Consider the following 19,612-nt stretch of genomic DNA (forward strand, 5'->3'; position numbering starts at 1 on the left):
TCCGGCGTTTGAGGAGCGGGGGTCCGGGGGCAGCGCCCCCGGGGACGGGACGGGACGGGAAGGGGCGGCGGGGGCGAAAAAACCCCCACCCCTACAGCCGCGCCGGAGCCCGCCCCCTCAGCGCCCCCAAATCAAAAACCTCCGCCATCCGCGCATACCCCCGGTCACTCGGATGCAGATGATCCCCGGAGTCATACACCGCCCGGAACCGCCGCGGATCATACGGATCCCGCACCGCCGCATCGAAGTCGACGACCGCGTCAAACACACCCCCCGCCCGAATCTCCGCGTTGATCCGCTGCCTCACGGCTTCCCGCGCCTCCGTATACCCCCGATGCCCCCCGAACGGCATCAGCGTCGCCCCGACCACCCTCAGCCCCCGCGCATGCGCCCGCGCCACCAGCGTCTCCAGCCCCGCCAGCACCCGCGACGGAGGAACCGCACCGGGCGTCCGCAGAATGTCGTTGATCCCGAGCACGATCACCACGGCCCTGACATTCGTCCGCCCCAGCACATCCCGCTCGAAGCGCCGCAGCCCGCTCGGATTCTCGGCCGGCCGCCCCAGCCCATCCATCAGCACCTGATTCCCGCTGATCCCCTCGTTGACGACGCTGTACCGCGGCACGCCCCGCCCGGCCGCGACCGCCGCCCGCAGCCGGTCGGACAGCACGTCCGGCCAGCGGTTGTTCGCCCCGGCCGTCGAGGTGATCCCGTCGGTCAGCGAGTCGCCGAGGACGACGACCGTCCCGTCCGCCTCGTCGCTCAGCACGTCCAGCGCGGTCACATACCGCCAGACCGAGCTTCGCCCGGTGTACGCCGCCCCGCTCACGTCCCGGGTGTGCTCGCCCTCGGCGACGTACGAGATCTGGCGTGCGTGCGGGTGATAGGTCACGGGCCCGGACTCGGTGGGCGAGTAAGTCGTAATGAGCACGTCCCCGTCCTGCGGCACCCGAATGCGCACGACGTCGCTCATCACCTCACCCCCTGCGGGGACGACGACCGACGGGCTCCCGCCGAACACCAGCGGCCGCATGCTCTCCGTGGCCGCCGCCGGCGTGCCCGGCCCCGCGGAGACGGCGATCGAGGCGCTGGAGACGGTGAGCGGCGACTGCCCGTAGAGGTTGGACAGCGTGACGCGGGCACCCGTGCCGCCTGCGCTGGTGTGCACGACGTTGCGTACGGAGTGGCCCGCGAGCCCCGTCAGCTCGGTGCCGGGTTCGCCGCCGACCGGGGAGGTCGCCCAGGAGGCGACCCAGGTGCCGGTGGAGGCGGGTGCCGCCGGGTTGTTCCGGGCGCCGCGACCGCCGGCGAGGGTGTCGCGGTTCTTCGTACCGTCGCCGGTGGCCACACCGACGTAGACGGCCGCGGAGGCCGCCATGATCGCTGCGACGATCGCGGCGAGCAGGGCTCGCTGCCTGGCGGGAGGCGTCACCGCGCCCCCGTCACGACGACGGGTCATGCTGTTCTGTTCTCCTCGGGAGACGGGAGCCGGATGCTCCGATCCGATGAACCCATGATGAGCCATGGGCCGGGAAGACCGACGGGAGGGATCCCCTTAGGTGATTCCCCGGAACAATCCCCCTCCGGACAGACGCCGGGAACTCCTGTTCCGTTCCAGGAGTCGGTCAGGAAGGGACAATGTGTGAGAGATCACCGAGCGGGTGGAGCGGATGGAACGGGCTGAAACGGAACATACGTCGGAAAAGACGGGAGCGGCGGGACCGGTCGGCACCGCGGACCGGGCCGCCGAAGGGCAGCATGCCCGCTCCGTCGCCGTCACCAACCGCGCGATGCACACGTTCAGCCCCGCGGACGAGGAGAAGCAGCGCGGAGTGCGCCGGATGAAGCTCACGGCCACGGGTCTGCTGCTGTTCGTCGCCCTGGTCTACGTCCTCGCCAAGTGGGGCTCCCACCAGGGCGCAGGTCCCTGGGCGGGCTATGTCGCCGCCGCGGCGGAGGCCGGCATGGTCGGCGCGCTCGCCGACTGGTTCGCCGTCACCGCCCTCTTCCGCTACCCCCTTGGCCTGCGCATCCCGCACACCGCGATCATCCCCACCAAGAAGGACCAGCTCGGCGTCTCCCTCGGCGAGTTCGTCGGCGAGAACTTCCTCTCCGAGGACGTCGTACGGCAGCGGCTGCGCGCCGTCGGCATCGGCAGCCGGCTGGGCGCCTGGCTCGCCGTCCCCGAACACGCCGACCGGGTCACCGCCGAGCTCTCGACCGCCCTGCGCGGCGCGCTGACCGTGCTGCGCGACTCCGACGTCCAGGCGGTGGTCGGCGAGGCCATCACTCGTCGCGCCGACGCCCAGGAGATCGCCCCCGGCATGGGCAAGATGCTGGAGAGAATCGTGGCCGACGGCGGCCACAAACGCGCCGTCGACGTCATCGTCGCCCGCGCGCACGACTGGCTGGTGCTGCACAGCGACACCGTGATGGACGCCGTCCACGGCGGCGCCCCCGGCTGGACCCCCAGGTTCGTGGACCGCAAGGTCGGCGAGCGTGTCTACAAGGAACTGCTGCGCTTCGTCACCGAGATGCGCGACATGCCCTCCCACCCCGCGCGCGGCGCCCTCGACCGCTTCCTCACCGACTTCGCCACCGACCTCCAGTCCGACAGCGACACCCGGGCCCGGGTCGAACGCCTCAAGGTCGACATCCTCGGCCGGGGCGAGGTGCAGGACCTGATCGCCTCCGCGTGGACCGCCGTACGGTCCATGATCGTCTCGGCGGCGGAGGACGAGCGCAGCGAGCTGCGGCTGCGCCTGCGGGCCTCGCTGCTCTCCCTCGGCGCGCGCCTGTCGCTCGACCCGAAGATCCAGGGCAAGGTCGACGGCTGGCTGGAGGGCGCCGCGGTGTACGTGGTGACCACGTACCGCAAGGAGATCACGTCCCTGATCACGGACACGGTGGCGGGATGGGACGCCGAACACACCACGAAGAAGATCGAGGCCAACATCGGCCGCGACCTCCAGTTCATCCGCATCAACGGCACGGTGGTCGGCTCACTCGCCGGTCTCCTGATCTACACGGTGTCGAGGGCCCTGGGCGCGTAGCCCGCCACGCATGGTGCAGGCCCGCCGTGGCTGATCGCGCAGTTCCCCGCGCCCCTGGGGAAGCTACCAACACCGGCCACCACAACGCCCCAAGGGGCGCGGGGAACTGCGCGCCAAGCCCCAACGCTCCCGCAGGAACCCACGACGCCAGGCCCCTCAGGGGCGCGGGGAACTGCGCGACCAACCACAACGCTCCCGCAGGAAAGCATGGCGGCCTGCCACCCCCAAGGGGCGCGGGGAACTGCGCGAACAACCACGATGCTCCCGCAGGAACGCACGGCGGCCCGCCCAACCAAGGGGCGCGGGGAACTGCGCGAACAACCCCCACGCTCCCGCAGCAACCCACGGCGGCCAGCCCCCGGCGCGGGGAACTGCGCGAACAACCACAACGCACCGTCGGCAGACCAGCGCACCGCAACCCAACAGGCGGGCGGGCGTGAAAACGCCCGCCCGGGGGCACTCGACGGACGTTCGCTTCACCAGGGAGGGAGCCCATGACCACCGCGCAGGTCGAGTCCGGCCGCACCATCACCACCACCATCCCCGCCCGCCTGGACCGCCTGCCCTGGTCCCGCTGGCACTGGTCGATCGTCATCGGTCTCGGCACCGTGTGGATCCTCGACGGCCTGGAGGTCACGGTCGTCGGCACCATCGCCAGCCGGCTGTCCGAACCCGGCAGCGGACTGCCCATCACCTCCGGCGAGGTCACCGGCATCGCCGCCGCCCTCTATGTCGCCGGCGCCTGCTCGGGCGCCCTCTTCTGGGGCCGGCTGACCGACATCTGGGGCCGTAAAAAGCTCTTCATGATCACCCTCGCGGTCTACCTCGGCGCCACCGCCCTCACCGCGATCGCCTTCGACACCTGGTGGTTCTTCCTCTTCCGCTTCCTCACCGGCTTCGGCATCGGCGGCGAGTACGCGGCCATCAACTCCGCGATCGACGAGCTGATCCCGGCGAAATACCGGGGCCGCGTCGACCTCATCATCAACGGCAGCTTCTGGCTGGGCGCGGTCGGCGGCTCCCTGTTGTCGATCCTCGCCCTCAACACGTCGATCTTCCCGGCGAACGTCGGCTGGCGGCTGACCTTCGCGCTCGGCGCCGTACTCGCCCTGGCCATCCTCCTGGTACGCCGTCATGTGCCCGAGAGCCCGCGCTGGCTGCTGATCCACGGCCGTGAGGAGGAGGCGGAACGCATCGTCGGCGGCATCGAACAACGTGTCGAGGCCGAGCGGAAGGAGCCGTTGCCCCGCGCGGAGGGCGGGCTGACCATCCATCAGCGCAGGCGGACCACGTTCACGGAGATCGCCCGCACGGTCTTCGCCAAGTACCGCAAGCGCTCGGTCCTCGGCTTCTCCCTCTTCATCGGCCAGGCGTTCCTCTACAACGCGATCACCTTCGGCTTCGGCGCCATCCTGACCACGTTCTTCGACGTCCCCTCGGGCAACACCGGCTACTACTTCGCCGTCATCGCACTGGGCAACTTCATGGGCCCGCTGCTGCTGGGCAAGCTGTTCGACACCGTCGGCCGCCGCGTGATGATCTCCGGCACCTATCTGGCCTCCGGCCTGCTCCTCTTCGGCACCGCCTGGCTGTTCGACCGCGGCTCGCTGGACGCCGCCACGATGACGGCGTGCTGGTGTGCGGTGCTCTTCTTCGCCTCGGCGGGCGCGAGCAGCGCGTATCTGACGGTCTCCGAGGTGTTCCCCATGGAGACCCGCGCGATGTCCATCGCCTTCTTCTACGCCATCGGCACCGCCGCCGGAGGCATCAGCGGCCCCCTGCTGTTCGCCGAGCTCACCAGCAGCGGCAAGGTCGCCGACACGGTCCTGGCGTTTCAGATCGGCGCGGGCCTGATGTGCGCGGCGGGCATGGTGGCCGCGCTCCTGGCGGTGAAGGCGGAACGCCGCTCCCTGGAGGACGTCGCGACGCCGCTGTCGGCGGCGGCGACAACTTGAGCCGGAGGTTGTCAGGTTTCCTCCTTCGGGTTATATAAGAAGAGCCAGGGCATCGCACAGATGGCACCGTAGAAAGGAGTGGTCTGTGATGCTCATGCGTACCGACCCGTTCCGTGAGTTCGACCGGCTCGCGCAGCAGGTCTTCGGCTCCACGGACGCCGCCCGTACCGCGGCGATGCCGATGGACGCCTACCGGTCGGGAGACGACTTCTTCGTCCACTTCGACCTTCCCGGCATCAACCCGGAGACCATCGAGCTGGACGTCGAACGCAACGTCCTCAGCGTGCGCGCCAAGCGCCGTTCCCCGGCCCCCGAGGGCGCGGAAACAGTGGTCGCCGAACGTCCCACCGGCACCTTCACCCGCCAGCTGTTTCTCGGGGACACGCTGGACACGGACCGCATCGACGCGTCGTACGACGCCGGTGTCCTGACCGTGCGCATCCCGGTCGCCGAGCAGGCCAAGCCGCGCCGCATCGAGATCAGCGGCGGCGACCGGCGCAAGGAGCTCGCCGGCTGACCGCAGCACCCCCGCAACGCGTCCCGTGGCCCGGCCGCGGGACGCGCCCGCCCGTCCAGCGCCGGTGGGCGACCAAGGCCCTGGAGATGGAGAGGAGCCGTACAGCATGACCATCCTGACCCCGCACAGCCCCGCCCTCACGAGCCCGGAAGCGGTGATCCCCGCCCCGCGCCGCGACCACGCGGCCCGCGACGACGGCTGGCGTGAACTCGTCGACGCCGTGCGGGAGTCGGGCCAGTACGCGACGAGGAGGGAGGCCGAGAGCGTCACCCGGATCGTCCTGTCCGCCCTCGGCGGCCACGTCGTAGGCGACGAACGCGTCGACCTCGCCCGGGCCCTGCCCGAGGAGGCGGCGCGGGTGGTGGCGTCCCAGATCCCGGCGACCCGCAGGCTGACGGCGGCGGAGTTCGTCGACTCCGTGGCGCGCCGCATCGAGGGCGCGACCCCGGCCACGGCACGCTGGGACGTCAGTTCGGTCCTGAGCGTCCTGCCCGCCCTGGTGGGCGACGACCTGGTGACCCGCATCCTGGCCCAGCTGCCCCCGGGCTACGCCCTGCTCTTCGGCCGGGCGGAACTGGCCCCGGCGGAGTAACCGGCCGGTATCACCCTCGCCCGCCGCGCCCTGCGCCGCGACAGGTACCCCGCCTGGCGCATGGACGCGCGGCGGCGAGGGCGGGGCCGCCCGGGGCCGAGCGGCCGTATGGTCAACGTCCTGACCCGCACCCCCCGGCACGCTCACCCGCGCCGGTCGGCCACCGCCCACGAAGCGAGCGCCACGGCCCCCGCCGCCCCGAACACCGCGGGCCAGGCCCCGACCTTCTTCGCCAGCGGATGCGATCCCGCGAACGCGGCGACGTACGCCACCGTCAGCGCCCCCGCCGCCTTCCCGCCGGCCCGTTCCCGCCACTGCTGCGCGGCAGCGGCCCCGGCGGCGGCGAGGACGACGCCGCCCAGCTGCCGCTTCCGGGTCCAGCGGGCCACGCCGTACCCGCCGACGAGTCCACCCGCGGCCAGCACCGAACTGGGAACCTTCGCCATGCCTGCCTGCCTTCTGCCACGACGCCCGGAAGGGCGGTCTCTCACGGTCTTCCGAGGCTAACCCCCCGCCGGGCCCCCACCGCACCGGCCCACCGCACCCGCGAGCACCCAAAGGCAGCACCAAGCCAGATCCGGCGGCGATGTCGAGAACCCGCGTCCGGCTCCGTCCCCGGGGTGAACGCGGCCACAATGGCCGTACCGCACCGAGGAGACAGACGATGGCCAAGTACCTGCTGCTGAAGCACTACCGCGGCGCCCCGGCCCCGGTGAACGACGTGCCCATGGACCAGTGGACGCCGGAGGAGATCTCGGCGCATGTCCAGTACATGAACGACTTCGCGGCCCGGCTGGAGAAGACGGGCGAGTACGTCGACGGCCAGGCGCTCGCCCCCGAGGGCACGTGGGTCCGGTACGACGGCGAGGGCCGCCCGCCGGTCACCGACGGCCCCTTCGCCGAGACCAAGGACCTCATCGCCGGCTGGATGGTGATCGACGTCGACACCTACGAACGCGCCGTCGAGCTGGCCGGGGAACTGTCGGCGGCCCCCGGGGCGGGCGGGAAGCCCCTCCACGAGTGGCTGGAGCTGCGCCCGTTCTACGGCGTGTCGCCCACCATCACGGAGTGACGCCCGCGATGGACGAGGCCCTGCTCCGCGGCCTCACCCCGGGCGTCCTCGCCGTCCTCCGCCGCCGCGGAGCCGACTTCGCGGCGGCGGAGGACGCCGTACAGGACGCGCTGGTGGAGGCGATCCGCGTCTGGCCCGCCGGCATGCCGCGGGACCCCAAGGGCTGGCTGATCACCACGGCCTGGCGCAAATTCCTCGACGCGACCCGCGCGGACACCGCCCGCCGCCGCCGCGAGGACCGTATCGAGGAGGAGCCGGCGCCCGGCCCCGCGCCCGGCGTTGACGACACCCTCCAGCTCTACTTCCTGTGCGCCCACCCCTCGCTGACGCCGTCGTCCGCGGTCGCCCTGACCCTGCGCGCCGTAGGAGGGCTGACCACCCGCCAGATCGCCCGCGCCTACCTGGTCCCCGAGGCGACGATGGCGCAGCGCATCAGCCGCGCCAAACGCACCGTCTCCGGCGTCCGCTTCGACCGGCCCGGCGACGTCGCCACCGTCCTGCGCGTCCTGTACCTGGTCTTCAACGAGGGCTACTCCGGCGACGTCGACCTCGCCGCCGAGGCCATCCGGCTCACCCGGCAGCTCGCCGCCGCCATCGACCACCCCGAGGTGGCGGGGCTGCTCGCCCTCATGCTGCTCCACCACGCCCGGCGCGCAGCCAGGACCGCCCCCGACGGCAGTCTCGTACCGCTCGCCGAACAGGACCGGAGCCGGTGGGACACGCGCCTGATCGCCGAGGGCGTCGCCATCCTCCAGTCGGCCCTCGCCCGCGACCGCCTGGGCGAGTACCAGGCCCAGGCCGCCGTAGCGGCCCTGCACGCCGACGCGCCCACCGCCGAGGAGACCGACTGGGTCCAGATCGTCGAGTGGTACGACGAACTCGCGCGCCTGACCGACAGCCCGGTCGTCCGGCTCAACCGCGCGGTGGCCGTGGGCGAGGCCGACGGGCCGCGCGCCGGCCTGGCCGCGCTCGCGGAACTGGACGACTCCCTGCCCCGCCACACCGCGGCGGCCGCCTACCTCCACGAACGCGACGGCGACCTGGCGACGGCGGCCCGGCTCTATGCCGAGGCGGCCCACAAGGCCCCCGACCTCGCCGAACGCGACCACCTGACCCGCCGGGCCGCCCGCCTGAACACGCGTCTGCGCGGCTGACGGCGGAGCACGCGCCGGCGCACTGGTCGCCTACGGGGTGGCATATTCACTTGTCCCCAGTCGGCCCCGCCGGATAGGAAGACCGGATGCTGAGGGGAAGCAAGGTCGGGCTGAGGGCCCGGCACGAGGACGACATCCCGGTCCTGCGGGCCGAACTCTACGACGACGTGGTGAACGGCTCCCGGGTCGACAGCCGGCCGTGGCGGCCGATCACGCCGGGTCACCCGGACCCGCGGCTCGTGGTGGACGACACGGCAGAGGACCGTGTCCCGTTCTCCGTGGTCGAGTTGGAGGGCGGCACCCTGGTCGGCGCCGCCACGCTGTGGGGCATCGACACCCACAGCCGGGGCGCCCACATCGGCCTCGGGCTGCTCCCCGCCGCCCGCGGCAAGGGCTACGGCAGCGACGTGGTCGCGGTGCTGTGCCACTACGGCTTCGTCGTACGGGGCCTGCACCGGCTGCAGATCGAAACCCTCTCCGACAACGCCGCGATGCTCCGCGCCGCCGAGCGCAACGGCTTCGTCCGCGAGGGCGTGCTGCGCTCCTCGGCGTGGGTGCTGGGCGAGTTCCTCGACGAGGTACTGCTGGGCCTCCTGGCCGAGGAATGGAAGCAGGGCGAGGCGGCCTAGACAGGGCCGCCGGGCCCGTGTCCGACACGCCGTTGCCTACACGAGGTGCGCCCCAGCCGTCTACTCCCCGCGTGCTCCGTCATCCGGCGTCAGGGCGACAATTGCCACCGTCGGAGGCGGTGGCGACGGGGTGTACACATACGCCACGGCCAACCCGGGCATGTTGTCCCGGGCTTCGATTCTCGTCTTGCGCACCTCTGCGCCATCCCGACGCGGAGGCCCGAGACGCACCCCGAGGCGCGGGGCTTGTTCGAGCTCCTGCCGCAGGGCGTCCAGCGCCTGTTCGGCTCCCAACTCCTTCGCCCGCTGAGCAGCCCGTACGGTAACGGCCGCGATGACACCGCTCACGCGCGCGGACCCTCCTGCTTCATCTGTGCGGACAGGTCGAGGCCTTCCTGTATGGCGATCTCGAAGTCGGGGTCCTGGTAGAGGCGAATCCGGCCTCGGTAGTCGACGATCACTGCCGCGACAGCGTTGAGATCGGTCTCGGACGAGGCCTCCAGCGCACGCTGCAGATCCGCCTCAAAGGCTTCCTGGTCGCCCGGAAAACCCTGACCGGACCGAAGAGCAGCCCTGATGTCGCCAATGGTCCTCAACGGCAGCGATGCGGTGATCGGCGTCTCTGCGTAATCTGCGCTCACGGTCTCGCACTCCTAGATCCTTCTGTCCTACGCAGAGTGTCCTACATGTCCGCATGCTGTGCAGCTGTCGTTGACAACAGAGGCCCGGACGTCTCATGCCCCGAGGTCCCCTCTCGGCAGAGTCGAGCCCGGCGTGTGCCCGAAGGTGCGGCGGAAGACGTCGATGAAGGTGCTGGCGGACGACCAGCCGCACCGGTGGGCGACCGCGGTGACGGAGACGCCGTCGGCCAGCAGGACCAGCGCGTGGTGCAGCCGTATCTGGGTGCGCCACTGCGGGTAGGTGAGACCGAGGTCGTCGCGCAGGCGGCGGGAGAGCGTACGGGCGCTCGCGCCGATCTCCCGGCCGAGTTCCTCCAGGGAGCGGTTGTCCGCCGGGTCGGCGCGCAGGACGTCGTACAGGTCCCGGAGCACGGGGCTCGTCGGGGCCGGCAGGTGCAGCGGCTGCTCGGGGGAGGCCTTGAGCTGGTCGAGCAGCACGGCGCGCAGCCGCAGCCGGGCCGGGCCGTCGCCCTCGGGGCTGCGCGTGTAGGCCACGATGAGCTCGCGCAGGAGAGGGCTGACGGCGAGGACGGCCGGCTCGTCGAGACCGAGCGGGTTCACCGCGGCGGGCAGGCCGACCAGATGAAGGTCGAGTTCACCGTGGGCGGTGTGGCGGTGGACGGTGCCCGCCGGAATCCAGATCGCGCGGGTGGCGGGCGCGACCCAGGAACCGGCGCCGGTGGTGACGGCGATGGTCCCCCGGCCCGCGTAGACGATCTGGTGGTCGTCATGACGGTGGGCGTCGATCTCACCGCCGGACGCTAGACGCTGAGTCCGCGTCGGCGCGACCGGCGTATGGCGGATTTCCTGCATCACTTGGCAATCTACCGAAAGCGGGACACCGGTCGCGCCGCCAGCATGGACCGGGTGCGAAGGAACACACCGATCCTCCTGCTGGCCGTGGGCCACGCCTGCGTGGACGTCTACCAGGGCGCCGTCGCGGCGCTGATCCCGTTCTTCGTGGCCGAACGCGACTACACCTACGCCGTCGCCTCCGGCATCGTGCTGGCCGCGTCGCTGCTGTCGTCGGTGGCCCAGCCGGTGTTCGGCGTGCTCACCGACCGGTGGGCGATGCCGTGGCTGCTGCCGGTCAGCACCCTGCTGAGCGGCGTGGGCATCGCCCTGAGCGGCCTGACCGGCTCCTACGGACTCACCCTGGCCTTCGTCGCGATCTCGGGGATCGGGGTAGCCGCTTACCACCCCGAGTCCGCCCGCGTGGCCCGGCTGGCCGGCCGGGGCAGCCACCGCGCGATGAGCTGGTTCTCCCTCGGCGGCAACGTCGGCTTCGCCCTCGCCCCGATCCTGGTGTCGCTCGCGGTCGGACAGGGCTCGCTGCGCTGGACCCCCGTCCTGGCCCTGCCCGCCCTCGCCGGAGTCGCCCTGTGCGTGCCGGTGCTCCGGATCCTCGGCCGGCAGCGGGCCAACACCCCCGGAAAGACCCCGGCCCCGGTCGCCGACGACGTGCCCGCGTTCGTGAAGCTGTCCCTGGCCGTGATCTTCCGCTCCATCGTCTTCACCGGCCTGAGCGCGTTCATCTCCCTCTACGCCCAGCAGCGCATGCACGGCAGCACCACCGCGGGGACCGTCGCCCTGTTCCTGCTGTTCCTGGGCGGCGCCGTCGGCTCGGTCCTGGGCGGCTCCCTGGCCGACCGCTACGACCGCGTCCGCGTCTCCCGCTGGTCCTACCTGCTCTCGGTCATCGCCGTCGCCGGAGTGATCCACGCACCGGGCCCGGCCATGTTCCTCTTCGTGGCGCTCACCTCCGTCGGCCTGTACGTCCCCTTCTCCCTGCAAGTCACCCTCGCCCAGGACTACCTGCCCTCCCGCGTCGGCACCGCCGGCGGCGTCACCCTGGGCCTCACCGTCAGCGTCGGCGGCCTGGTCAGCCCCCTGCTGGGCCGCCTCGCCGACGCCACGTCCCTGCACACGGCCCTGACACCCCTGATCGCCATGCCCGCCCTGAGCTGGCTGCTCTTCCTCGCCCTGCCGGAGCCCACGGACATCCACAAGCTCCGGCCTACGGAACCGGCTCGACCGGGTGACGCCCCGCCGGAACGGGCAGTGCGCCCGGACCCTCGGTGATCGTCCCGGATGTCAGCCCGCCCAGACCTCGGCCTCGTCGGCCGGGATGGTGGTGGCAAGACCCAACTCCTCGCGCGCGGCGACCGACTTAGGCCGGAGACGCATCAGGAACCCTGACCAGCGGTCGAGGCCGTGTCGGCCGCGACCCCAGGGACGGCCGGCTTCGCGGCACCAGGCGGCGTGCGGTAGGCGCGCAGGGGCGCGTTGGTCGCGGCCACGGCGGCGATCGCCAGGATGGCGGACAGTCCGCCGAAAACCAGGGAGAAGGAGGCGGAGGTGGCCGACGCCACCAATCCGCCACGGAAGTTGCCGAGTTCGGGACCAGCGACACCGATGACGTGTTCCACCGAGGAAACCCGGCCCCGGTACGCGTCCGGGGTCTCCCACTGAACCAAGGCGCTCCGGGTGACGACGGACACGGTGTCGGCAGCCCCCGCCACGGCCAGGCACCCGAGCGCCAGCCACAACGGCCCCGCCAGACCGAAGCAGGCCAGCGCCAGACCCCAGACCCCGGCCGCGGACAGCTGGACCAGGCCGCCACGGCGCCATCGCGTCACCGTGCCGGAGAGCAGACCGGCCGTGATCCCCCCGACCGCGACGGCCGAGAGGAACAGGCCAAGGGTCCCCGGGTTTCCCTCGAAGCGGACCTCATTGACCAGCGGGAAGAGCGCGACGGGCATGGCGAGCAGCGTGGCGGACAGGTCGGTGGACATCGAGCCCCACAGCGTCGGGCGGCGCAGGACGATCCGCCAACCGCCGCGCTCCGGCCGGCGCCTGCCGCCTGCCGCGTCGGTGCCTTCGGGCCGCATGGCAGGCAGGCGGGTCACCGCGAGCATCGAGACTGCCGTGGCCACGGCCTGGGCCGCGTATGCGGCACTGAGGCCCCACCGGGCGATGATCAGCCCGGCCAGCGCGGGCCCGGCCAGCATCGCCGCCTGGAAGGAGACGTTGGTCAGCGCAAGACCGGCCGCGACCTGGTCGCCCGGCAACAGCCTGACCGGGAAGGTGCGCCGGGCAGGAGCGCCGAGCGCGCTGCAGCTCGTCCCCACGGCTACCAGGACGAGCAGCAGCAGCACGTTGCGGTTGTCCGCCAGGGCCTGGGCACACAGCCCTGCGGCGGCCAGCAGTTGGCCCGCGGCGGCGGCCCGTACCACCGCACGGCGGTCGAAGGCGTCGGCCAACGTGCCGCCGTACAGCCCGAACAGCACCATCGGCAGGCCGGTGGCGAGCCCGATGGCACCGGTGCCCACCGGGCTGCCGGTCAGGTCCCAGACCTGCGCCAGCACCGCCACGTTGGCTATCTGTCCACCGACTTGGGAGAACGAGGTGCCGATCCACAGGTCGCGAAACGGCGGACTGCTGCGCAGCGGGCGGATGTCGAGCAACCGGACGCGTACACGTCCTCTCATCGCGGTGGCTCGACGAGGTGGTGGAGGATCCGCTGCCGCATCGACCGGCGTTCCAGCGCCCGCCGCACCTCCTCCACCACGGCTGTCATCGCGTACGGCACCTCGCGGTCCAACTCGGCGACCGTGGCGTGCGTGGCGCGCCACTCCGCCTCCAGAAACGGCACCAGCGACCGGCCGCGCTCGGTCAGATCGATCCGCCGGGTACGGGCGTCGGGCCCCGGCTCGGAGGTCACCAGACCCTCCTTGCGCATGGCGGCGACGGTCTGGCTGATCGCGGAGTGCGAGCGGCCCAGCGACTGCGCAAGCTCGCGAATGGTCAGCGGCCCGGTGTGGGCAAGCCGGATCAGCGGATAGGCGAACCGAGGCCGCACCCCCTCGATGCCACGCTCGACGTAGACCTGCTCGATCTCGGCGTCCATGGCCGCCAGAAGCTCGTGCAGGGCATGCCAGGGATCGGGCAGCGCGGTGGGATCCGAATGTGTCACAGCGCTAATATAACAGCGCTGCGATAATTCAGGCTCGTGATCGAACCAGAGCCTGCGGTTGTACGGCTGACCTGCAACATCCGCGCCGGGCGCGAGAGTTTGGCGGGCGAGCCGCTTGGCCGTAAGCCGGGGCCGCGGGCCCAGGCCTACGCCGTTCGGTCGCCGGATGACTAGAGCGCGGCCGGCCAGTCCTGCGTGAGCGCCTCCCGGACCGTGCGCATCCACGGACTCCGAACGCCTGGCAGCCGGACCAACGTGTGCTGGAACGTGCCCCAGTCGGGCCGGAACAGGTAGTTCGGGCGCGGCGGAAGCGGGTCGTCGCGGAGAACATCCTGGGGCAGGCCACCGGACGCGGGAACGGGCAACGGCGGCTGCGGAGAGACCAGCCACAGCCATACGCCCAGCGGCAGGGGCACCGGGTACGCGGCCGCTGCCGGGCCGCCCGTTGCCCACATCCGTCCCGTCCGGGGATGGACGGGTACGAGGAGGATGTCGACGCCGGTGTCGGGGACGGGCCGTCCCGGTCCGGCCAGAGCGGCGTGCCGCGCCGACGGGCCCGCAGGCAGCAGGGCGTCGAGCGCGCGCTGGAACACGTCCGAGGTCAGACCGTCGGGCACCGTCACCGGCCGCCCTTCCGAGGCCACCAGCAAGTGGGCGAGCGCCTGTCCGGCCGCCGCCTCCCACCGGGGGCTCCACGACCAGTAGTGACTCGTCCCGGCCCGCCCTCCCCACGTGGCGATCGGCTCGAACGGGGGCGTCCTCTCGCCCTTCTCCACCAACTCCGCCCAGGACGGCGGGGCAGTGTGGGAACCCTCAACGAGCAGGCGACGCACGGCATCCGAACCCAGCCGCACCGCTTGCCAGAGCGAGCAGTCATCCACCCTGGTGGCCACGGGCAGCCCGCACGCCTCGCACGCCAGATTGGGCCCGTCCGCCCCGTCGAGGCCACAACAGGCACCGTCGCGCTTCTCGAGGATCAGCCGGGTTCCACGGACATCACCGGGCGCGATGACGTACGCCCCGGCCGTGCTGTCGGACAGGCCGTGGACCGGCGCGTAGATGCCACGCGCCTCCGCCTCGTCCGGATCGACCTCGTCCCACAACCGCCACGGACCTCCCCACGGGGCCGGATCCACGGCGAACGTCCCCGCCTCCATGAGCACCGGAAGCTGAGCCCCGTTCCCGTACTTCTGCCGTGCATGGGGCGGAAGGGCGACCTGGGACAGGGGCACGGTCAACTCGGCACCGCACCCGGCACACACGAAGACGAACACGGGCCCCTTCCTGCGGGAGCGGTCACTGGCCTTCCCCGCTCACCGGGTCCCTCCGACCGTTGAGCGGGGTAACCCTCGGGTCAGTGAGCCAGCTGATCGGTTTTGAGGGCTCGCAGGAAGACACCCCAGGCCGGGTGCCCCACCGTGATCACAACGGTTCCCCCGTCCTTCGAGTCCCGTACACGGGCGCGGTCCTGGCTGATCGCGCACTCCACGCACTCCGTGCCGCTGCCGCCGCTGTAGGAGGACTTGAACCACTGAGAACTGGAGGCCGCTATCACCGTCACTCCTCGCTCAAACGCTGGATGAGCTCTGCCGACGACTCGAGGTTGATGGCGAAGACGCCGAGGGCTTCCTTTTCGGGCGGGTAGATGTCGCGGCAGACGGCCAGCAGCTGGTCGCGGGTCGTGCCTGCTTCGCCGATGGCGGTTGTGTCCTCGGCGTTCAGCATCTCCTCGAAGGACTCGTACTCGTTCACTGCGGTGAGGGCTTGCGGATGTTCAGCGCGGGCTGGGCTGGGGGCGGTGTGGTCATCGTCGTTCTCCTTCACACTTCGGACGGGGTGGCGGGCAGGGCCGGGTGGGCGGCGTTCACGGCGTTGAGCCGTTCGCGCAGGCCCTCGACGGCGGCCTGCCGGGATAGCGACGGGTCAGGAACGAGGTGAGGCCACCGGCCCGGCCCAGGACGGAGCCGACTACGCGGGCGGAGTCGAGGGGCCTGGTGGCCCAGGGCGACGGCGTCGTCAGGTTGCCGAGCTGGCGTCGGCGATTGCGAGGTCGGAGCGACCTACGCCAGGGACTGTACGAACACACGCCATGGAGTTGCCGCGACCTCAACCACGGGGCCGTCCACCCGCTTCGAGTCACGTATCAGCGTGCCGCTTGGGACGTGGGCGCACTCCACGCACTCGCCCCCGGCGCCATTGCTGTAGGACGACCTGAACCAGTGGGGAGCGCGGCCTGTCGGTGTTGTGGTGCTCACTTCGCGTACTCCTTCACGACCGATTTGATGAGCTGGGCGGAGCGCTGAGGGCTCAGGGCCGCCGCGCGCAAGCCGTCGAAGGCTCGGGTGTACTCGCGCACATGGTGCTCGCCCTCCAGGTAGACGGCGTCCGTGATGCCATCGCGGTAGACCAGATCCGGATCCTCCGGAGCGGGGAAGCCCAGCATGGTGAAGGAACCGACAGCCGGGTAGGTGCCGGAATCGAAAGCAAGGACCTGGAGGGTCACGTTCGGCAGGGCGGCCGACTCGAGGAGCCGTTCGAGCTGCTCTCGCATCAACTCCCGATCGCCGATGACGTTGCGCACCGCACCCTCGTTGACGATGAACCAGGCTTCCGGAGGGTCCGGGCGGGTCAGCATCTCCTGACGCTCGAGTCGTACACGCACCGCGCGGTCAATGTCCTCGGCGGACATGTGCGCCCCGATCGTGTGCAGTTCCCGGGCGTACGCCTCGGTCTGCATGAGTCCGGGCAGCAACTCGCACTGGTACTGGCGGAGGGTGGAGGCGTCCTGCTCCAAGCCGATGTAGATGTTGAACCACTCCGGCACGCCGGCGCCGTGCACCTGCCACCAACCGCGCGTCTTCGCCTCCCGAGCCAGTGACTTCAAGAACTCGCGCAGTTCGTCGGTCGTCCCGTAGAACCGGCAGAGTGCGTCGATGTCCGACGGTTGGACTCTGCCGCTACCCGTTTCCATGCGATTGACCTTGGAGCCGCTCCAGTCCAGCGCTTGGCCGACCTGGGCGCAGGTCAACGCGCTCTGCTCCCGGAGCTTCTTCAGCTCGATCGACAGACGCCGTCGGCGTGCCGTCGGTGAACCGGCCATGTCGTCCCCTTCAACCCTGCGGTGTGTAGCGAGAGTTCAGTCTCGTGCCAAGAGGTCCGCCTGCCAATCACACGGAAGTGGGAATCCCGTCGTGCACATTGCACGACGGGATGCGATCAGGTCATTGTGTAGCCCTGGAGCGACGGAGAGTAGTCGAGGGTCACGCTCCGGGAACAGGCCAGGAACGCACGTGATGGGAGAAGACGCCGTGATCAACGGACACCGAGTGACGCGAAGGTCGTGGGACGTGGCCTTCACCGCTCACCCCGAGGAAGTCGCCCGCCTTCGCCGGGTTGTGCGGCTCCGCCTGATGGCATGGAGTCACGATGATCTGGTCGATACAGCACAGCTGTGCGTCAGTGAGCTCGTCTCCAACATCGTCACGCACATCGGCACCGGCACTCCCGGCTCGCTCGTACTGTCCGAGCACGGGGCGCGGCTGCGCGTCGAGGTGCACGACCCTGACACACGGGCGCTGCCCACCCTTGTGGACGCCGAGGTCGACGCGGAGGGTGGGCGGGGGATGGCGCTCGTGGACGCGCTGGCCGACCGCTGGGGCGTGCAGCTGTACGACGATCACAAGGTGACGTGGTGTGAGTTCGTCGTGGAGGGCTGGTCGGCACCGGCTGCCCCGGACGGGCATCCGGCGGTGGAACGCGCCGAGGCCTTGCTGGATGTCTACGCGACCTTGAAGCCGGCCTCGTGCTCGTACGACCGCGAGGCCGGCAGGGTGGGCCGGCAGGTCGAGGAGGAGTCCGTGATCGACATCGTCACGGACCTTCTCCACCGGCTCCGCGCCCGTGGTTGCGATGTGGAACGTGTGCTGGACTGCGCGCAGAGCCGCCTGGAAGCAGCGTCGCCGGTGGAGGTCGGGGCGGCCTGGAGCGCCCTGAACCTGGGGGCGAAGGCCGCCCGTCAGCCTTGAAGGAAGTCGTAAATGGCGGACGCTATCGCTTTTCCGAGAGGAATCGGCACTGCGTTCCCGATCTGCGTGGCGATTTCGGTCTTCGTCCCGCACCAGCGGAAGTCGACGGGGAATCCCTGAATTCGCGCCGCCTCGTAGTGAGTGATCGGGCGATGCTCCTCGGGGTGCAGATAGCGCCCTTTTTCCGGCTTGTAGAACTCCGTCCGGATGGTGACCGAGGGCTCACCCCGGCGAAGGCGTCCCATGACGTCGCCGGTGCCCGAGTTGTGACCGTCCCAACTCTTCGTGGACAGGTACACGGAGGACTCGTGAGAGGCGGCCTCTTCCTCCGTGAGAATGTGGATGTCCCCGGAGCCGTCCAGCACGAAGTACTTGCCCCGGAGGTCCTTGCGGTTGCCTCCTGCCGGAATGGCGCGGTACCGGGCCTGGGACAGCAGCTCGGGGTTGCGACGGAAGTGCAGGTTCTCCGTCGTGAAGATCCCCGGCACCATGGCATTGATCTCCGGAACGAACTTCTTGCTGTCGGGCAGCTCCGTGCCGCGCAGCTCGCGACGGGCTGACTCGGCGAAGACACCGTCCACTGCGTTCCAGTAGGTGACCGAGGGTTCCACGCCGTCCAGCAGGGACGTGGCGGCGTCCCCCACCGGATGCTTCGGTCGCCGGAAGTGGGTCCGTCTCGGGTATGACATTTCCCGTCCGGTGTCCGCGTTCTTACGGACACCGATGACGATGGCTCGGCGCCGTGCCTGACGCGCCCCGTAATCGGCCGAATTCAGTAGATACCGCTTGGCCTTCGTCTCTGCATCGTCCGTCGGCTGATGGCCCGGAGGATCCACGAGACGGTAGTCGGCCAGACGACCCTCCGGCTCGACCTCCCGGAGCAGACTGCGGAACTCGTCGGACCGAACGAAGCGATCGACGTTCTCGATGACGAAGACCTTGGGACGCACCTCGGCGACGATGCGTACGTAGTCCTCCCACAGACGATTGCGTTCGCTGCCCTTCTTCGCGCGGTTCAAGGCCGAGAAACCCTGGCACGGTGGGCCTCCGACGACAACGTCCGCGCCGAGGGCGTCATGGGTGGGCTTCCACTCCTCGATGTCCCCGACGTGCACTTGAGCCGGCGGGAGTTGCTCGCCAAGGCGGAGTTCGCCGAAGTTGACCGCGTACGTGGCTGCTGCGGCGGTGTTGTGTTCCACCGCGGCGACGCTGTGGAACACAGGTCCGACGTCGTTGTCATGCGAGGGGCGGAACTCGTGGAAGCCCTGCGTGAAACCACCGCAGCCGCTGAAGAGGTCAACGACGGTGATGGGTTTCGGAGCAACCGGACGGAGCGTACGCATGGATGGATCCTAGTGCCGCATCAGGCAACGTTTGCCCTGCCCGTTCGGTCAGGGCCTGGATGCCCGCGGCGAGCCAACTCTTGATGAGATCGAAGAACGCTTCGTTCGGCTGGTCGCGGGTCGGTGGCCCAGGGACGAGGCCGATCGCTGGGCGGCGAGGTGGGCTACCAACGGAAGGCGTTGACCAGCCGGAACGTGGCTCCCGTCGGGTTGGATTCCCGCTCAGGGACGCCCATGTTCCCGCCCCTCAGCGTCGGCGCTGACGCGCCACCGCTGTTCGTGGCCAGCAGCATCGTCCGCATGGGCAGGGCTGAAATGCGAACAGATACAGGCCGCGCGCCCCTCCCACCGCCAGCTCTGCTGCAGATGCCCACGCGCATGACGTCAGCGGTCCCTCGGTCCGCATAAGGGACACGAGCTGCTGGTTTGTCACACCCCAGATCCGCACCGTCTCGTCGTCGCTGGTGGTGGCGAGCCAGGTGCCGTCCGGTGCGATCGCCACCGACCACACCCAGTGGGTGTGGCCGGTGAGGGTGGCGGTGCATGTCCCGGAGGCGCGGTCCCAGATCCGCACCGTCTCGTCGTTGCTGGTGGTGGCGAGCCAGGTGCCGTCCGT

Annotated in this window: 21 protein-coding genes and 1 pseudogene; 9 read left to right on the forward strand and 13 right to left on the reverse strand. The window is 70.6% G+C overall.

Annotated features, from left to right (window positions below; all coding sequences use genetic code 11):
• Positions 1-91: 91 nt before the first annotated feature.
• Positions 92-1,459 (reverse strand): SGNH/GDSL hydrolase family protein, encoded by a 1,368-nt coding sequence (locus tag AB0L56_RS30920; RefSeq protein ID WP_365429293.1) that lies wholly within the window; start codon positions 1,457-1,459, stop codon positions 92-94.
• Positions 1,460-1,670: 211 nt separating this feature from the next.
• On the opposite strand from AB0L56_RS30920, the gene AB0L56_RS30925 reads away from it, so the two are divergent.
• The 4 genes from AB0L56_RS30925 (at position 1,671) to AB0L56_RS30940 (ending at position 6,117) form a co-directional block, all read left to right on the forward strand.
• Complete coding sequence (locus AB0L56_RS30925; RefSeq protein WP_365429296.1) at positions 1,671-3,053, forward strand: DUF445 domain-containing protein; 1,383 nt, start codon at positions 1,671-1,673, stop codon at positions 3,051-3,053.
• Between the two features lie 494 nt (positions 3,054-3,547).
• On the forward strand, positions 3,548-5,008 hold the full coding sequence (locus tag AB0L56_RS30930) for an MFS transporter (RefSeq protein WP_365429299.1): 1,461 nt from the start codon (positions 3,548-3,550) through the stop codon (positions 5,006-5,008).
• Positions 5,009-5,096: 88 nt separating this feature from the next.
• Positions 5,097-5,525 (forward strand): Hsp20/alpha crystallin family protein, encoded by a 429-nt coding sequence (locus AB0L56_RS30935; protein ID WP_365429302.1) that lies wholly within the window; start codon positions 5,097-5,099, stop codon positions 5,523-5,525.
• A gap of 106 nt (positions 5,526-5,631) precedes the next feature.
• Complete coding sequence (locus AB0L56_RS30940; protein WP_365429305.1) at positions 5,632-6,117, forward strand: DUF2267 domain-containing protein; 486 nt, start codon at positions 5,632-5,634, stop codon at positions 6,115-6,117.
• Between the two features lie 143 nt (positions 6,118-6,260).
• Here AB0L56_RS30940 and AB0L56_RS30945 read toward each other — a convergent pair whose 3' ends face one another.
• Entirely contained in the window at positions 6,261-6,563 is a 303-nt protein-coding gene (locus AB0L56_RS30945) for a hypothetical protein (RefSeq protein ID WP_361030571.1), read from the reverse strand.
• Positions 6,564-6,781: 218 nt separating this feature from the next.
• On the opposite strand from AB0L56_RS30945, the gene AB0L56_RS30950 reads away from it, so the two are divergent.
• The 3 genes from AB0L56_RS30950 (at position 6,782) to AB0L56_RS30960 (ending at position 8,972) form a co-directional block, all read left to right on the forward strand.
• Positions 6,782-7,189: a YciI family protein gene (locus AB0L56_RS30950; protein ID WP_361030568.1), complete on the forward strand. Its 408-nt coding sequence runs from the start codon at positions 6,782-6,784 to the stop codon at positions 7,187-7,189.
• 8 nt (positions 7,190-7,197) lie between these two features.
• Complete coding sequence (locus AB0L56_RS30955; protein ID WP_365429351.1) at positions 7,198-8,343, forward strand: DUF6596 domain-containing protein; 1,146 nt, start codon at positions 7,198-7,200, stop codon at positions 8,341-8,343.
• An 86-nt stretch (positions 8,344-8,429) separates the two neighbouring features.
• Complete coding sequence (locus AB0L56_RS30960) at positions 8,430-8,972, forward strand: GNAT family protein (protein WP_365429309.1); 543 nt, start codon at positions 8,430-8,432, stop codon at positions 8,970-8,972.
• Positions 8,973-9,316: 344 nt separating this feature from the next.
• Here AB0L56_RS30960 and AB0L56_RS30965 read toward each other — a convergent pair whose 3' ends face one another.
• Both AB0L56_RS30965 and AB0L56_RS30970 read right to left on the reverse strand, forming a co-directional pair.
• The gene (locus AB0L56_RS30965; protein WP_365429312.1) at positions 9,317-9,613 is read right to left on the reverse strand and encodes a DUF6247 family protein; all 297 of its coding nucleotides are present in this window, start codon (positions 9,611-9,613) and stop codon (positions 9,317-9,319) included.
• A gap of 93 nt (positions 9,614-9,706) precedes the next feature.
• Positions 9,707-10,465, reverse strand: a complete 759-nt coding sequence (locus AB0L56_RS30970; protein ID WP_365429315.1) for a helix-turn-helix transcriptional regulator — start codon at positions 10,463-10,465, stop codon at positions 9,707-9,709.
• 54 nt (positions 10,466-10,519) lie between these two features.
• Between AB0L56_RS30970 and AB0L56_RS30975 the strand changes: the two genes are divergently transcribed.
• Positions 10,520-11,734: an MFS transporter gene (locus AB0L56_RS30975; protein ID WP_365429318.1), complete on the forward strand. Its 1,215-nt coding sequence runs from the start codon at positions 10,520-10,522 to the stop codon at positions 11,732-11,734.
• 104 nt (positions 11,735-11,838) lie between these two features.
• On the opposite strand, the gene AB0L56_RS30980 is transcribed toward AB0L56_RS30975, so the two are convergent.
• From AB0L56_RS30980 to AB0L56_RS31010, 7 genes are all read right to left on the reverse strand, one after another.
• On the reverse strand, positions 11,839-13,143 hold the full coding sequence (locus AB0L56_RS30980; protein ID WP_365429321.1) for an MFS transporter: 1,305 nt from the start codon (positions 13,141-13,143) through the stop codon (positions 11,839-11,841).
• Positions 13,140-13,628 (reverse strand): MarR family transcriptional regulator, encoded by a 489-nt coding sequence (locus AB0L56_RS30985; RefSeq protein ID WP_365429324.1) that lies wholly within the window; start codon positions 13,626-13,628, stop codon positions 13,140-13,142. The genes AB0L56_RS30980 and AB0L56_RS30985 overlap by 4 nt, the downstream gene beginning before the upstream one ends.
• 170 nt (positions 13,629-13,798) lie before the next feature.
• The gene (locus AB0L56_RS30990) at positions 13,799-14,902 is read right to left on the reverse strand and encodes a hypothetical protein (protein ID WP_365429327.1); all 1,104 of its coding nucleotides are present in this window, start codon (positions 14,900-14,902) and stop codon (positions 13,799-13,801) included.
• Positions 14,903-14,982: 80 nt separating this feature from the next.
• A complete protein-coding gene (locus AB0L56_RS30995; RefSeq protein ID WP_365429330.1) occupies positions 14,983-15,183 on the reverse strand; it encodes a DUF397 domain-containing protein in 201 nt (66 codons plus the stop codon).
• Positions 15,184-15,185: 2 nt separating this feature from the next.
• A complete protein-coding gene (locus AB0L56_RS31000) occupies positions 15,186-15,452 on the reverse strand; it encodes a hypothetical protein (RefSeq protein WP_365429333.1) in 267 nt (88 codons plus the stop codon).
• A gap of 236 nt (positions 15,453-15,688) precedes the next feature.
• Positions 15,689-15,883 (reverse strand): DUF397 domain-containing protein, encoded by a 195-nt coding sequence (locus AB0L56_RS31005; protein ID WP_365429336.1) that lies wholly within the window; start codon positions 15,881-15,883, stop codon positions 15,689-15,691.
• The gene (locus AB0L56_RS31010) at positions 15,880-16,728 is read right to left on the reverse strand and encodes a helix-turn-helix transcriptional regulator (protein ID WP_365429339.1); all 849 of its coding nucleotides are present in this window, start codon (positions 16,726-16,728) and stop codon (positions 15,880-15,882) included. Before AB0L56_RS31010 ends, AB0L56_RS31005 begins: the two co-directional genes overlap by 4 nt.
• 247 nt (positions 16,729-16,975) lie before the next feature.
• Here AB0L56_RS31010 and AB0L56_RS31015 point away from each other — a divergent pair, with 247 nt between their 5' ends.
• Positions 16,976-17,653 (forward strand): ATP-binding protein, encoded by a 678-nt coding sequence (locus AB0L56_RS31015; protein ID WP_365429342.1) that lies wholly within the window; start codon positions 16,976-16,978, stop codon positions 17,651-17,653.
• Here AB0L56_RS31015 and AB0L56_RS31020 read toward each other — a convergent pair.
• Entirely contained in the window at positions 17,644-18,996 is a 1,353-nt protein-coding gene (locus AB0L56_RS31020) for a DNA cytosine methyltransferase (protein WP_365429345.1), read from the reverse strand. The two genes, AB0L56_RS31015 and AB0L56_RS31020, sit on opposite strands and share 10 nt — an antisense overlap.
• 247 nt (positions 18,997-19,243) lie before the next feature.
• A pseudogene (locus AB0L56_RS31025) lies at positions 19,244-19,612 on the reverse strand (hypothetical protein); the annotation flags it as partial.

This window comes from Streptomyces sp. NPDC052079, assembly GCF_040680275.1.
Taxonomy (GTDB): Bacteria; Actinomycetota; Actinomycetes; order Streptomycetales; family Streptomycetaceae; genus Streptomyces.

What these genes read in the sequence shown, in the direction of transcription:
- AB0L56_RS30920 (WP_365429293.1), bottom strand. Translation starts at nt 1,459, where the DNA reads ATGACCCGTCGTCGTGACGGGGGCGCGGTGACGCCTCCCGCCAGGCAG.
- AB0L56_RS30925 (WP_365429296.1), top strand. Translation starts at nt 1,671, where the DNA reads ATGGAACGGGCTGAAACGGAACATACGTCGGAAAAGACGGGAGCGGCG.
- AB0L56_RS30930 (WP_365429299.1), top strand. Translation starts at nt 3,548, where the DNA reads ATGACCACCGCGCAGGTCGAGTCCGGCCGCACCATCACCACCACCATC.
- AB0L56_RS30935 (WP_365429302.1), top strand. Translation starts at nt 5,097, where the DNA reads ATGCTCATGCGTACCGACCCGTTCCGTGAGTTCGACCGGCTCGCGCAG.
- AB0L56_RS30940 (WP_365429305.1), top strand. Translation starts at nt 5,632, where the DNA reads ATGACCATCCTGACCCCGCACAGCCCCGCCCTCACGAGCCCGGAAGCG.
- AB0L56_RS30945 (WP_361030571.1), bottom strand. Translation starts at nt 6,563, where the DNA reads ATGGCGAAGGTTCCCAGTTCGGTGCTGGCCGCGGGTGGACTCGTCGGC.
- AB0L56_RS30950 (WP_361030568.1), top strand. Translation starts at nt 6,782, where the DNA reads ATGGCCAAGTACCTGCTGCTGAAGCACTACCGCGGCGCCCCGGCCCCG.
- AB0L56_RS30955 (WP_365429351.1), top strand. Translation starts at nt 7,198, where the DNA reads ATGGACGAGGCCCTGCTCCGCGGCCTCACCCCGGGCGTCCTCGCCGTC.
- AB0L56_RS30960 (WP_365429309.1), top strand. Translation starts at nt 8,430, where the DNA reads ATGCTGAGGGGAAGCAAGGTCGGGCTGAGGGCCCGGCACGAGGACGAC.
- AB0L56_RS30970 (WP_365429315.1), bottom strand. Translation starts at nt 10,465, where the DNA reads ATGCAGGAAATCCGCCATACGCCGGTCGCGCCGACGCGGACTCAGCGT.
- AB0L56_RS30980 (WP_365429321.1), bottom strand. Translation starts at nt 13,143, where the DNA reads ATGAGAGGACGTGTACGCGTCCGGTTGCTCGACATCCGCCCGCTGCGC.
- AB0L56_RS31010 (WP_365429339.1), bottom strand. Translation starts at nt 16,728, where the DNA reads ATGGCCGGTTCACCGACGGCACGCCGACGGCGTCTGTCGATCGAGCTG.
- AB0L56_RS31020 (WP_365429345.1), bottom strand. Translation starts at nt 18,996, where the DNA reads ATGCGTACGCTCCGTCCGGTTGCTCCGAAACCCATCACCGTCGTTGAC.